This is a genomic window from Hymenobacter sp. GOD-10R, assembly GCF_035609205.1.
In the GTDB taxonomy this organism is placed as follows: Bacteria; Bacteroidota; Bacteroidia; order Cytophagales; family Hymenobacteraceae; genus Hymenobacter.
This window is the reverse complement of the sequence record NZ_CP141184.1, coordinates 2779663-2792468: the sequence shown is the minus strand read 5'-3', so window position 1 is coordinate 2792468 and position 12806 is coordinate 2779663. Positions and strand designations below refer to the sequence as shown.

Below are 12806 nucleotides of genomic sequence, written 5' to 3'. Positions count from 1 at the left end.
TTGTTCTAGTACCTTGCCCGGCTGTTTGACTCAGTCACTCAATACTCCCCTAGCTCGGGTTTGCGGTGGGCTAGCAGCAAGCCAACCATCATCAGCACGCCAGTAAGCAGGATTACCATGAAAAGGATGCTTTCGCTAATTTCGCCGATGCTGTGCTTGGGCGGAATGCTGAAGAATAGCAGTATCGTAATCAGGCCCTTCGGGGCAATGAATAACTCTGGAATCAGATCGGTGCGAGCAATATAACGCAGGTAAAAAAAGCGAATGACGGTCAGCACCCCTATAATCAGCAAGGCTTGAAGAATCACGGCACTGCTTAGCAAGCTGCTGATGGTGATTGAGTAACCGAAAATTAGAAAGAAGAAGGTCCGGATCAGGAAGGCCGACTCGGCCGTGATGCTGCGTAGCTGCTGCACTTCGCTGGTGAGCCGCTCGGGGTGGAACCAGCGCCGTAGAGGTCCTTTCAGAAACAGCTCAGCATTATTGACCGCCAGGCCGAACACCAACACCAGCAGGAGTGACGACAAGTGTAGCTCCTTGGCTAGGCTATACATCAGCACCAGGAAAGCTAGGATCAGGAAGAACTTGATGTGCAGTCGAATCCGGTCGAGTAAGAACGCCAACACCGCCGTACTGACCACCGCTACCAACAGAATGGCGATGGAATCGCGCGTGAAGGTGATAAAGGAAATGCCCTGGGCAAAGTTATCCTGCAAGGCAAAGTTGAAGAACATGATACCTAGGATGTCGGAGAAGGTGCTCTCGTACACGATAAATTCCTGCTTCTCACCACCTAGGCTCGCCACGCTCGGAATGGCAATAGCGCTGCTGATGACGGCCAGCGGCACCGCATTCACCAAGCAGCTCTGGAACGACACCCCCACATATTCTCGCAGCAGCAAGGCAATGGCAATAGCCTGAACGATCAGAATCAGCGCGGCAGCGAAAAAGGAACGCCGAATCAGCGGGGCTTTCTCGCGCGCTAGGGTGAGGTCGAGGGAGCCTTCCAGCACAATCATAATCAGTCCAATAATCCCGAATATCTCCAGCACTACCTTCGGCACGACTAGGTGCAGGTCGGTGTAGTCGGCGGCTTGTCTTAGGGCGATACCCGTCAAGAGCAGCATCAGCACGGACGGCACTTTCGTGGCCCGCGCGGCCATATCGAACAAATAAGAAAGAATAACGGCTATGCTCAGCCCAATCAGGATGTTGTACGAACTCATGCAGGTGGCTCGGTGAGGCTTAGTAAGCTCTGCTATACGGCCGCTCTCCGCTTATCGCCAGAAAATAGTCACACATTATTTAATAAGTATTTATCAATGAGTACATTACCTAACACTACTCCTGCTTATTAGTCGCCCAATAGTTAGGTAACGTATCTTGCTTCTTTTTTAACTCTATGGCGTTTTCTATTGCCGTTGTAGGCGGCGGACCAGCAGGCTTACTGGCGGCGCAGCGCTTGGCGGAGGCAGGGCACCACGTTGCGGTGTACGAAGCACAAGCCACCGTCGGTCGCAAGTTTTTGGTAGCCGGACACGGTGGCTTCAACCTTACCAATGCGGAGTCGACTACGGCATTTCCGGCGCGCTACGGGGCGGCACAGACTCAGTTTGCAGCTTATCTGCGGCATTTTTCGCCCGATGAACTGCGGCAGTGGACCGCCGACCTAGGTATTCCCACCTTCGTAGGCACCAGTGGCCGCGTGTTTCCGCTCGATGAGTACAAACCCGCTCAGCTGCTTCGCGCCTGGCTCAAGCGCCTGCAAGAGCTAGGGGTAGAGCTGAAAACTCGGCACCGCTGGCTGGGATTCGTCGGTGCCAAAGGGCTACGTCTGCGCGACGACGTGAGCGGGCAGGAGTTCGTGCTTGAGCCCGACGCCACGCTGCTTGCCCTTGGGGGTGCCAGCTGGAGCAAGACCGGCTCCGACGGCCGCTGGACTGCGCTCGTGGAGGCCGCTGGAGTTGCTACGGTGCCTTTTTCCCCGGCTAACTGCGGTGCCGAGATTCAGTGGTCTGCTTTCTTCAAGGAGAAAGTTGGCCGAACGCCGCTCAAGAACATTGCCCTGCACTGCGGCGATCAGCAAGTACGCGGCGAAGTTTTGCTCACGGATTACGGGCTAGAAGGCACCCCCGTGTACGCCCTCACGCCCGCCCTGCGTGCCGCTCTAACCCAAAACACGCCCGCCCCGCTCCTGCTCGACCTCAAGCCCGACCTCACCGACGCGCAGCTTTTGCAAAAGCTAGGTCAGCCGCGCGGCGGCAAATCATTGGCTGCTTTTCTGGTCAAGGCACTGCACCTCGGTCAGCCGGTACCTACGCTATTGCGCGAAGTAGCCCCACCCGAAGCCACAGCCACTCCCGAAAGGTTAGCCCAGTTACTGCGCCAAGTGCCGCTCCCGGTTACCGGCTTGCGCCCGCTGGATGAAGCTATTTCTACGGCCGGGGGCATTCCGTTTGCGGAAGTCGATGAACAGCTCATGCTGCGGCGCCGGCCTGGTACGTTCGTAGCCGGCGAAATGCTAGATTGGGAAGCGCCCACGGGCGGCTATCTGCTGCAAGGGTGCTTCAGCACGGGCGCATGGGCCGCGCGAGGGATGCAGGAGTGGTTAGCGGCTGGTACAATCTAACCGCTGGGGTTTCTGGTCTGCCGTCACGCACTCCCTAGGTCGCGCACAAAGCTAGGGCCCTAGCTAGCGACGGGTATACCCTACCCTTGGGTGGTCGTTTGGCGCTCGTTGGTGTGGCGTTGTGCTGTACTTACTTCTTGTTTACAGCAGCTTTTTCCGCCTCAGCCAGAATGTCTTTGGCTTCAGACAGCAACCGCTCGCCCTGATTGAGTTGCTTGCGGCAGATCAGGGCAAACAGGATAAAGAAAGAGATAATCGGCAGCACCCAGCCCAGCGCAAACCACAGCCAGAAAGAGCGCCCATAGCTGTAGGCGCAGTAGCCCGTGGTAAGTGGCAAAAACGACACGGCGCACATAAAACCGAACAGAAGATCTATCATCATGGCCGCGGCGGTGGTTAAGTGAGCTACTTCGAAGGTACGGTAAGCCTAGGCATTTTACAAACCTAACTAGCTACGTTATTACGGCATTAACTAGGTGCTTACCCGGAAGTTGCGAAAAATGGTCGGAATCTTGTCGATTGTTCAGCTACCTTCCGGCTCGTTTTCCGTACCATTCATTTCTCCCTTCTTCTTCCTGATTGCCCGCCCCGCCCGAATCACCCATGTGGGACCACCAAAGCCTCTTCCGCGTTACGGCACAGTTATTTGCCGAAGGTGTATTTAACCTGCTCGACCGAAATCTTAAACCCGAAGTTTTTCTGCTGGGCCTAGCTACGGCCCGCGAAACTGACGAGCCCCAGGCTGTGGTGGTAGAACCCCCCACCCATCGCTACAAGCCTACTGATTTTGCCGGCGTAAAAAACCGGGCTAGCTCCCTCGAACCCGAGGGCCCGCGCGAGGTGGTGTACCACCTGCACCCCGGCGACCACGACCGCTACGAGAAGCAGCGTTGGTACGACCTGCTGCGGCGCTCCACCGAGCTGACCCTGCAAAACCTAGCGGCCGAGCGCGGCGAAGACCGCATCAGCTTCTGCTCGTTGCCAGTCAACCTGTATGGCTACTCGGTTATCATTGCCCTGCAGTTTTCGGTTGATACGTATCTGAGCTACTACGCTCTGCCCCCACTCAGCACCGGCGCCCGGCGTGGCTCGTTGCTAGCGGCGGCTGTGCAGGAATTTTTGCAGGATTGCGCCCGCGCCATGCGCGAATCCGACGACGACGACGACCGCCCCGTGCTCGACCGTGACTACAACGAGCTGTTACGCGCAGCGGGACGCCGCTTCATGCTGCGTGCTGCGGCTGGCACCCATGGCTTGTATGATGCCTGCAACGGGGTGGCCGCCCTGCGCCACGAAGGCGACGAAGGCATTGGCACTATGCTCGTGGCCCGGCGCCACCACCCAGCGGTAGTGCCGGTCCTCACCCTCGAAACACCCATCCCACTGCGTGACCACCGCTCTATCCGTAAGCTGTTGGAGCTGAGTGAGGGACGCACGTCTCTCGTTACAGATGCCAGCGACGTATTTGGGCTAGGCTATTTAGTAGAGCGCTCCGATCCGCAGTACGAACCCATTTTCACAGTGCACTTCACCAAGCACTACAGCTGGGAGCTGAGCCACGATGGGTACGTGATGATGAAAGTAGTGTCTAATACCCCGCGTTTGCCCCAGGGGCGGGTCGATGAGGCTAACTTCACGCGGGCCGTGCGGCGGGTTTTTCCTCACCTTGATGACAACGGCATTTCTTACCTCTGGGAGCTTACCCAAAACGCTAGTAGGCAGCCCACGGGCACTATTTTGGTGATTTCGGAGGGTGCCGCCCAGGAAGCGGCCCGCCTCACGCGCCAATGCTTCCGGGTAGCCCCGCGCATCATGACGCCGTCCGTGCTACGCTTGGCCACCAATATTGATGGGGCTGTGCTTATCAACCCAACGGGCATTTGCTACGCCATTGGGGCCATCCTCGACGGCTTAGCGACCGAGAAGGGCGATTCATCGCGGGGTTCGCGCTACAACTCAGCCGTACGTTACGTGGAAAGCAGCCGCTATCCGGTGCTCGCTATTGTGGTGAGCGAAGATGGGTTGATTGACCTGCTGCCCCCGTTGCAAAAATAGGCAAAGTGGGCGCCGTACTACCTTATTTTTTTCCGCTTGCCTTGCGTTTTTCCATCGATTCGCGCCACACCGGCACGTAGTCGTAGGTGGGGTAAAATTCGGTGTTGAAGGCGCCCCAGGCACCATTCTCAATAGCTAGGTTCAGTGTGCGCACGTCTTTGGGCGCTACTTTCAGCGTCACGACTTGCCCGATGCCCATCATCACGTACCACGATACCACGCGCGTTTCCTTGGGCGGAAACATGCCCCAGAGGTTGTTTTTCTCCTGTACTTCCTGAATTTGCTTCAGGCTTTTGTCCTGCTGGTGCCGCAGGAACACCGTAATCATCACCGAGTCGGCGGGTGGGCTGGTGGCGCGCTGCGCCTGCCCGGCAAAGCTCACGCAAAGTATTGTCAATAAGGCAAGTATATACTTTTTCATCCTACTACTCTTTAGGTTAGAGTACTGCTTGGCTTCGATCTAGGGTATAGAACTAGAAAGCTAGTTCCCCTCCTTTTTTGAAGGAGGGGCTAGGGGTGGTCTGACTAGCGCTAAAAATTAGAACTAGCATCTACTTATCGTTCATCGAACTGGACCACCCCTAACCCCTCCTTCAAAAAAGGAGGGGAGCTAGCTTTCTAGTTTCCTAGTACTAATCCGAGAGCGTCTACCTAGCCGTTCAGCGTTTGCATCATAGCCTCGGGGTAGCGGTTGCCGGCAATAGCGCTGCGCGGAGCCACTTCCTCGATTTGTTGCAAATCATTGTCGGTGAGCTGCACCTGCAGGGCACCTAGGTTTTCTTCTAGGTAGGCAATGCGCTTGGTGCCAGGAATGGGCACAATCTTCTGGTCTTGGACTAGCACCCAAGCCAAGGCTAGCTGCCCAGCCGTGCAGCCTTTCTGCGCAGCTATTTCGCGAATGCGCGCTACCACGTCGAGGTTCTTCTGGAAGTTTTCTCCCTGAAAACGAGGTGTGAAGCGGCGGTAGTCATCTTCGGCCAAGTCCTCGAACTTCTGAATCTGTCCTGTGAGGAAACCCCGGCCTAGCGGACTGTAGGCCACTAAGCTGGTACCTAGCTCCCGACACGTTTGCAGCGTACCATCTTCCGGGTCGCGGCTCCAGAGCGAGTACTCGCTTTGCAGCGCCGCAATGGGGTGTACAGTATGCGCCCTCCGCAGCGTATCAGACGAAGCTTCCGACAGGCCTAGGTAGCGCACTTTGCCTTCCTCCACCAGGCGACTCATGGCGCCTACGGTTTCCTCAATGGGTGTATTGGGGTCGACGCGGTGCTGGTAGTATAGGTCGATGTGGTCGGTGCCGAGGCGGCGCAGGCTTCCTTCGCAGGCTTGGCGCACGTATTCGGGACGCCCATTGATGCCACGCTTCGTGGGGTCATTGGGGTCGCGCTGAATCCCGAACTTCGTTGCAATAATCGCTTGGCTGCGTTTGCCTTGCAAGGCTCGGCCAACTAGCTCTTCGTTCAGAAAAGGGCCGTACATATCGGCCGTATCGAAGAAGGTAACCCCGAGTTCCAGGGCCCGGTGAATAGTGCGAATGCTTTCCTCGTCGTTGCGGCCGCCGTAGAAGTCGGACATGCCCATGCAGCCCAGACCGAGGGCTGATACGGTGAGTTCGGAGTTGCCTAAAGTGCGCGTTTCCATATTGGTAGTAGTGGTTGGTTGCCTATTGCTAGGGCTGATGAGGGGAATAAGAACAGTAACGTAACCGCGGTGGCCGATTTTTGATTAGCACCCTAGGTCATGCCCTCTCCTACGACTGCCTTTTTCCTGGCGTTTTCGTTAGAGGAGAAAAAGCCGCTGTATTATGCCTGTCCCTTCTGTTGTTACTCGTCCCCAACCCTTTACTACCGATGAGCGGCTCCGCTGGGTAGAGCGTGTGGCGCGCCTGATGGATAGCCAGTTTACGTTGCCCGGCACGCGCTTTCGGTTTGGCCTCGACCCGTTGCTCGGCCTTATTCCCTTCGTCGGCGACTTATCTACGTTTGCCGTGTCAAGTATGCTGGTCCTGACGATGATGCGCCACGGCGCCAGTCGCCACGTGGTCATCCGCATGGCACTCAACATTTTCATTGACACCATCCTAGGGGCCATTCCCATCATTGGCAACATCTTCGACTTCGCTTATAAGAGCAACGACCGTAACGTGGAGTTGCTGCGCCGCCATTACGCCGAGGGCAAGTACCAAGGCGGAGGCCGGGGTCTGCTAACGCTAGTGTTACTCGGTATGCTGGTGTTCTTTGGGCTACTTGCCTGGGGCCTGTGGGCACTTACTTCGTGGCTCTGGCACTACGGCCAAGTACATTGGAGCTAGCCTGCCCACAAGCGCCGGCACGGTGCCCAGCGGCGAGCTACTCTAGAAACCGCAGAACGGCGGCAAGCACCTGAGCGGGACTTTCCTCGAACAGGTAGTGCCCGCTATCCAAAAGGCCAACCACCTCAAGGTTTTGGGCTACGTCTGGCAATCCCCTATTCATTGTCTGGTAGGACACATAGCTCGCTATGCCTAGCACCGGCATAGCCAGCGGAGCGTACGTTTTAGCGTCCTGCATATCCTGCTCGAAAGCCTGGTACCAAGCATTAGCAGCCCGGATACTCTCGGCATCATCATAGGCGGCCGCGTACACCTGCCGGTCAAACTCTACCATCTTGTGTTCGTCGACCATCACGTATCGGAAAAGCCAATCTAGCAGATACCGGAAACGCCCCGCCAGCAGCTGCTCAGGCAGTTCTTTAACCTGGTTGAAAGACATCCACCACACGTACGGGTTATTACCATCCATCTTCGCCTCGAATGCGCCGGGCGCCGGTAGCAACGACATGTACCGCATCCCTTCGCTCGGATGCCCTCCGTCCGCCACAACGACTTTGTGCGTTGCGTCGGGGTAATTAAAGGCAAAACTCATGGCGACCATGCCCCCGATATCGTGCCCGAGGAGCGACACCTCCGAAAGACCTAGCAGGCGCGTAAGTTCGTACACATCCTGGGCCATCGTTTTTTTGTCGTAGCCAGTAGCAGGCTTGTCGGAACTACCCATCCCGCGGATATCGAGCAGGATAACATGGTAGTGCTCGGCCAGCTGAGCAGCTATTGGGTGGAAAGAATACCACGTTTGTGGCCAGCCCGGCAAGCAAACTAACGGCTTGCCGCTGCCACCTTGCACGTAGTGAAGTCGGATCCCATTGACGGTGGCATAGTGGTTCGTAAAGCCAGGAAATTGTTCTAAAAGCTGTTCATCCGAATAAGCATCTGAAGGGGCAGAAGGGGTAAGTTGCATACAAAAAGCAGTTGATAGTGACCTGAACCAGATAGTCGCTCGCCGACTATCTGTTCTTGCTACAAAGGTCCTATGAGCCTGCCGGGCAGCTTGCGCGTTTCTTGCGCTCTTCTGCTACATTCTTGCTGCTTTTGCGCGTTTAACTGCCCGGCTTGCATGAGCGCCAACGCAAGCAATTACGCCTACGGTAGTGTTAGCGCCGCTGAAACGTGCGGGGCGTGCAACCCAACGCCCGTTTGAAAGCGGCCGAAAAGTGCGTGGGCGACGCAAAACCTAGGCTGTCGCTGATCAGGGCAATGGGCAGTTCCCCGGCCCGGAGCAGTTGCTGCGCCCGCTTCATTTTCCAGGCCAGCACATATTGATAAGGTGTGCTGCCAGTAGTCAGTTTGAACCGCCGAGCAAAGTGAAAGACGCTTAGGTTCGCTAACCCGGCTAGTGTAGCAAGCGAGACAACCTGCTCCGGTGCGTCTTCCAAGTAAGCCTCAATCCGTGCCAAAACTGCTGTCGTTAGCCGGGCGCCGGTTGGGCCAGAACTGTGCTCGTAAGTGGCATGATGGGTAATCAGATGATAGCTAAGCGTAGTGACCAAGGACTCCACATAGAACTTGCCCAGCGGATACTCTGCCTTAGCCGTTAGCAGCAATTGTTGCCCTAGCTGATTCAGAAAGCCGTCGGCAAATTGAAACTGCTCGCGCAGGCCAAAGCGCCGCGCGTCTACTTCTTGGCGGGCACGCTCTTCCAGTACTTGCGCATCCAGATGCAGGTGAATGAGGTCGGCGGGGCCATCCCAACCAATAGACTCATACTCACCAGCAGGATAAAGCCCCGCATCGCCAGCCCGAAACACGCCTTCCTCCAAGCGGCGCCCACTTCCACGGCGCGACCGAACCGGTTGCTTACCCTGGTGGAGAAGAAGTAAATGCTGGGCGTGATAATGCGCCGGCAGCACCATAGCCTCCAACTGGTAACGCTCTACGCGTAGGCCCGGCCATGCATAATGCGCACTGGTTTCGGCCGCCGGCTGACCATACATCTCAGAATTATACTGGTAGTTCATCTCTTGCAGATTGGTAGTACCTAACCGCCAAAGCCCATTGGCTGTTCTGCTTGGCGCACGATTACGATAGCAGATGTTGTTGCACACGTCTATAGCGAGCCACCAAGCAGGTTACAAACACGGACCTAGCTTTCTCTGCAGGCTAGGTAATAACCATTAGCTAACGTGGAGTTAGGTATAGGCTCACAAGCTAACGCTTTCCTCTGCCACATATCGAAAATCACTTCCTAGTACTCTACAGAAGTTTTTTCTCTCATGCTTGCTTCTTCACTTGCAAAAAGACGCAAGCTAATTTATAGTCGGGCTTATAAACATGTCACAAATCATATATTAGCTAACACCTCGTTGCGTGAGCTAACTAAGCCTAGGCCATTATATATAAGTATATTATTTACCATATATTAACAGAATACAAGTCACAATTACCCCTTTTTTCGCCTTTACGGCTGAGCTTACTGCCTGTACTTTTATATCATCAACTAGTCCCCCTTCTTAGCCGCGTATCATTATGAATTCTGTCGTCCTCACGCTCGCCTCTTGGTTCACCACCCAAGCCGGTTTTCGCACCATTGATGGCCAGTTTGTCACCAGCGAAGTCGGACAGCATGCCCTGCAAAATGGCTCGGCCTTGCTAGTGGGAGGCCTGTTGATCGGAGATTTTTCGTCTGACACCGAGGCGTCAGCTTACGCCCCCGCTATCTAAGCTATCAGTAAGTTGTAGCAAAGCTCACTTAACAAGCAGTAGAGCTATTTATTGTCATTGAGCGCTGCTGGCGGCACTTTTGCGCAGTGCTGCCAAGCTTTATAGTGTGACGTCAAAGAGACGTCTTGCCTGTTTATGCTGGCGAAGGAAAAACGAGCAGACCGTCTTATTTCTTAGTCTAGAGCAACGCTCAGCGAAGGCTGGCAAGTGGTTTGCCAAAGCGCGCCATTGCATGGAAAACACTAACCGTAATACATACAGACCGCACTTAGCGGAGCGCTTACTCAGGCACGTCGCCTTAGCAGCTATGGGCAGCGCCATCTACCTCTTCTTACAGGTATGGGATGTAATTCCCTAACGGAGGCGGTGGCAACAGAAAAGCCCCGACCAAATGGCCCGGGCTTTTACTAATCCATACCAGCACCTGGATTAGTGCCGTGGGCTCACCTACGAACCCTCGCCGGAAGCGGATTGCCTCGCGCCGAAAAACACTCCTCAAATTTCTGAGCGGATATGCTTAGGGGAATCAGAAAACGCCTAGTCTTCTCATGCTCGTGCCCGCCTAGAGAACAGCTCAGTTGACGCGTAAATTCTTAATAGGATTGGTAGTGCCCGCTCGCGCAGCCTGCACGCTCACCGTAGCCAGGGCAATGAGCAACGTTGTGACGCCCACGAGGGCAAACGTCCACCAATTCAGCGAAATACGGTAGGCAAAGTCTTGCAGCCACGTGTGCATGCCCCACCAAGCAAGGGGCCACGCCACAACGTTCGCCACCAGCACCAGTTTCAGAAAGTCTTTGGAGAGCAAAGCCACGATGCTAGTGACAGAAGCGCCTAGCACCTTCCGGATGCCGATTTCTTTGGTGCGCTGCTCGGCCGTGAACGTGGCCAGCCCGAATAAGCCTAGGCACGCCACGAAGATGGTCAGCCCGGCGAAAATGTAGAGAATACGACCTAGCCTTTTTTCAGCCTCGTACGTCTGGGTAAAGCGCTCATCCAAGAATGAATACGAGAAAGGCTCTTCGGGAGCAAAGGTGTGCCATTGTGCTTTCATGGACGCTAGCAAACCCGTAAGGTCGGTAGCTTTCGCTTTCACAATCACCGTTCCGGAGGCGGTACCCAGGGTCATGACTAGCGCGGAAATCGGCTCGTGCAGGGACTTGAAGTGGAAATCCTTCACCACGCCAACCACTCGAAACGTGGATCTATGCCCCTCGTTGCTTGAATTGGTTAGGGTGCGACCTAGGGGGTTCTTCTCCCAGCCAAATACCCGAACGGCGGTTTCATTCAGAATAGCCGCAGCCGTATCGGAGGAGAAACGCCGAGAAAGGTTACGCCCCATAATCACCTTCATACCAAGCGTGGGAATGTACTCGGGGTCCACTTCATAGCGCAGCATCCGCAAGATTTGCGTGGGGTTGTCGTCGCCTGAGGCCAAGAAGTTGTTGGAGAAAGAAGGGCCCGCGGGCAAGTAGCCGGAAGTACTCACGCTCACCACACGCGGATCTTGCAACAGCTGTTGCCGAAACGCTTCGGCATGCTGGCCCAACAAGTACGCGTCGGGCAGCACGAGCACGTGCTCTTTATCGTACCCTAGCTTTTTGTGCTGGATGTACTGCAGCTGCTGATACACTACCACCGTGCTGATCATCAACACGATGGATACACAGAACTGAAACACCACCAAGCCACTTCGCAGGCCTAGCCGCCCTTTGCCCGAGGTGAACTTACCCTTGAGCACGGCCACGGGGTTGAAGGAAGAAAGGAAGAAAGCGGGGTAGCTGCCAGCCAGCGCCCCTACTAGCACGCCAAAGAGCATTAGGCTTGGCAGTAGCCACCACGTAGCCGTCAGCTCGAAGGTTAACTGCTGCCGGGCTAGGTCGTTGAAAACAGGCAGGGCCATGTTGACCAACACCAGCGCCAGAAGCAGTGCAACGAGCGTCAGCAGAATGGACTCGAGCAGAAACTGCCCGACGAGTTGCCCCTGAAGCGACCCCAGTACTTTGCGGATTCCCACCTCACGCGCCCGCTTGGAAGCGCCGGCCGTGGAAAGATTCATGTAGTTGATACAGGCAATCAACAGCATAAACACGGCAATAGACCCGAAGATGTACACGTAGCGCACGTCGCCGTCGCCCTCCAGATTACCCGTGAAGTCGGAGTGCAAGTGAATGTCCGTCAGGGGTTGTAAGAACAGACCTAGGTTGTTGCCCTTTTGGATGAATTGCTTGTAGCTTATTCCTAACGCGGGCTGTAGCTGCGGGCCTAGGTATTTCTCCACCATCGGCGGCAACTTGGCTTCCAGCTTTTTATAGTCGTACCCTTTTGGCAACACCAGGTAGGTGAAATAGCTCGAAATCATCCAGGAGGAGGATTTCGCATCGGGCACGCTGGACAGCGACGCGAAGATGTCGAAGTGGAAATGCGAGTTGGCGGGTACCTTATCGAACACGCCCGTCACTTTGCAGCTGTGGTTCCAGTCCTTGAAGGTCAGCACCTTACCAATGGGGTTGGCATCACCAAAAAACTTGTGCGCGGTGGCTCGGGAAAGCACCACCGTGTAAGGTTGCACTAGTGCCGTTTGCGGGTCGCCTTGGAGCAATGGAATGGTGAACACCTGGAAGAAGTTGGAGTCGACTAGGGCCACGTTGCTTTCTTTCAGAGACTTATCGCCGTAGATAATCCGCGGATAACCATCGGTTTTCAAGCGGGTAGCGGCCTGAACTTCCGGGTACTCGGCCTGCAGCGCTTGGGCTACGGGGGGCATCACGTTTGCCTCCTTCATCTTCTGCCCTTGCACCGAACCCCGAAACACCACCCGCACAATACGGTCGGCTTTCTCGTTGTAGCGATCGTAGCTCAGCTCGTTTTGCACGAACAGCATGATCAGCAAGCAGGTAGCAATGCCGATGGCCAGCCCCAATATGTTGATGGCCGAAAATGCTTTGTTGCGCCAGAGGTTGCGCAGCGCGATTTTGAAGTAGTTCTGAAACATGGCAGTACTAGCGAATGAGGTAGGCAGCGCGCGAACTCTGAAAAAGAAAACGGCCGTACGCTACAGGCTTTTGGTAGTAATTTTTGGTTCTG

Annotated in this window: 11 protein-coding genes; 4 read left to right on the top strand and 7 right to left on the bottom strand. The window is 55.5% G+C overall.

The features are described 5' to 3' along the window. Positions 1-38: 38 nt before the first annotated feature. Positions 39-1226, bottom strand: coding sequence for a cation:proton antiporter (locus SD425_RS11225; RefSeq protein WP_324678517.1), 1188 nt, complete (start codon positions 1224-1226; stop codon positions 39-41). A 176-nt stretch (positions 1227-1402) separates the two neighbouring features. Here SD425_RS11225 and SD425_RS11220 point away from each other — a divergent pair, with 176 nt between their 5' ends. Further along, complete coding sequence (locus SD425_RS11220; RefSeq protein WP_324678515.1) at positions 1403-2629, top strand: TIGR03862 family flavoprotein; 1227 nt, start codon at positions 1403-1405, stop codon at positions 2627-2629. Positions 2630-2759: 130 nt separating this feature from the next. On the opposite strand, the gene SD425_RS11215 is transcribed toward SD425_RS11220, so the two are convergent. After that, positions 2760-3011, bottom strand: a complete 252-nt coding sequence (locus tag SD425_RS11215) for a hypothetical protein (RefSeq protein WP_324678513.1) — start codon at positions 3009-3011, stop codon at positions 2760-2762. Positions 3012-3232: 221 nt separating this feature from the next. Between SD425_RS11215 and SD425_RS11210 the strand changes: the two genes are divergently transcribed. Next, entirely contained in the window at positions 3233-4684 is a 1452-nt protein-coding gene (locus SD425_RS11210) for a diadenylate cyclase (protein WP_324678511.1), read from the top strand. A 22-nt stretch (positions 4685-4706) separates the two neighbouring features. Here SD425_RS11210 and SD425_RS11205 read toward each other — a convergent pair whose 3' ends face one another. Together SD425_RS11205 and SD425_RS11200 are read right to left on the bottom strand one after the other, a co-directional pair. Beyond that, positions 4707-5105, bottom strand: a complete 399-nt coding sequence (locus SD425_RS11205; protein ID WP_324678509.1) for a hypothetical protein — start codon at positions 5103-5105, stop codon at positions 4707-4709. A 230-nt stretch (positions 5106-5335) separates the two neighbouring features. Continuing rightward, on the bottom strand, positions 5336-6325 hold the full coding sequence (locus SD425_RS11200) for an aldo/keto reductase (protein ID WP_324678507.1): 990 nt from the start codon (positions 6323-6325) through the stop codon (positions 5336-5338). 163 nt (positions 6326-6488) lie between these two features. Here SD425_RS11200 and SD425_RS11195 point away from each other — a divergent pair, with 163 nt between their 5' ends. Then, a complete protein-coding gene (locus SD425_RS11195; protein WP_324678505.1) occupies positions 6489-6995 on the top strand; it encodes a DUF4112 domain-containing protein in 507 nt (168 codons plus the stop codon). Between the two features lie 37 nt (positions 6996-7032). Here the strand turns inward: SD425_RS11195 and SD425_RS11190 are convergent, their stop codons facing one another. Both SD425_RS11190 and SD425_RS11185 read right to left on the bottom strand, forming a co-directional pair. Then, on the bottom strand, positions 7033-7959 hold the full coding sequence (locus SD425_RS11190) for an alpha/beta hydrolase (RefSeq protein ID WP_324678503.1): 927 nt from the start codon (positions 7957-7959) through the stop codon (positions 7033-7035). Between the two features lie 193 nt (positions 7960-8152). Continuing rightward, complete coding sequence (locus tag SD425_RS11185; RefSeq protein ID WP_324678501.1) at positions 8153-9016, bottom strand: AraC family transcriptional regulator; 864 nt, start codon at positions 9014-9016, stop codon at positions 8153-8155. A gap of 508 nt (positions 9017-9524) precedes the next feature. Between SD425_RS11185 and SD425_RS11180 the strand changes: the two genes are divergently transcribed. After that, positions 9525-9719: a hypothetical protein gene (locus tag SD425_RS11180; RefSeq protein ID WP_324678499.1), complete on the top strand. Its 195-nt coding sequence runs from the start codon at positions 9525-9527 to the stop codon at positions 9717-9719. 574 nt (positions 9720-10293) lie between these two features. Here SD425_RS11180 and SD425_RS11175 read toward each other — a convergent pair. Further along, positions 10294-12714 carry an ABC transporter permease gene (locus tag SD425_RS11175; RefSeq protein ID WP_324678496.1) on the bottom strand — a complete coding sequence of 807 codons (2421 nt, stop codon included), beginning with the start codon at positions 12712-12714 and terminating at the stop codon, positions 10294-10296. Positions 12715-12806 lie beyond the last annotated feature (92 nt).

Bases quoted from the DNA above. Each gene is read 5' to 3' on its own strand.
- SD425_RS11195 (WP_324678505.1), top strand. From the start codon at position 6,489: ATGCCTGTCCCTTCTGTTGTTACTCGTCCCCAACCCTTTACTACCGAT.
- SD425_RS11225 (WP_324678517.1), bottom strand. From the start codon at position 1,226: ATGAGTTCGTACAACATCCTGATTGGGCTGAGCATAGCCGTTATTCTT.
- SD425_RS11205 (WP_324678509.1), bottom strand. From the start codon at position 5,105: ATGAAAAAGTATATACTTGCCTTATTGACAATACTTTGCGTGAGCTTT.
- SD425_RS11185 (WP_324678501.1), bottom strand. From the start codon at position 9,016: ATGAACTACCAGTATAATTCTGAGATGTATGGTCAGCCGGCGGCCGAA.
- SD425_RS11215 (WP_324678513.1), bottom strand. From the start codon at position 3,011: ATGATGATAGATCTTCTGTTCGGTTTTATGTGCGCCGTGTCGTTTTTG.
- SD425_RS11180 (WP_324678499.1), top strand. From the start codon at position 9,525: ATGAATTCTGTCGTCCTCACGCTCGCCTCTTGGTTCACCACCCAAGCC.
- SD425_RS11220 (WP_324678515.1), top strand. From the start codon at position 1,403: ATGGCGTTTTCTATTGCCGTTGTAGGCGGCGGACCAGCAGGCTTACTG.
- SD425_RS11190 (WP_324678503.1), bottom strand. From the start codon at position 7,959: ATGCAACTTACCCCTTCTGCCCCTTCAGATGCTTATTCGGATGAACAG.
- SD425_RS11200 (WP_324678507.1), bottom strand. From the start codon at position 6,325: ATGGAAACGCGCACTTTAGGCAACTCCGAACTCACCGTATCAGCCCTC.
- SD425_RS11210 (WP_324678511.1), top strand. From the start codon at position 3,233: ATGTGGGACCACCAAAGCCTCTTCCGCGTTACGGCACAGTTATTTGCC.
- SD425_RS11175 (WP_324678496.1), bottom strand. From the start codon at position 12,714: ATGTTTCAGAACTACTTCAAAATCGCGCTGCGCAACCTCTGGCGCAAC.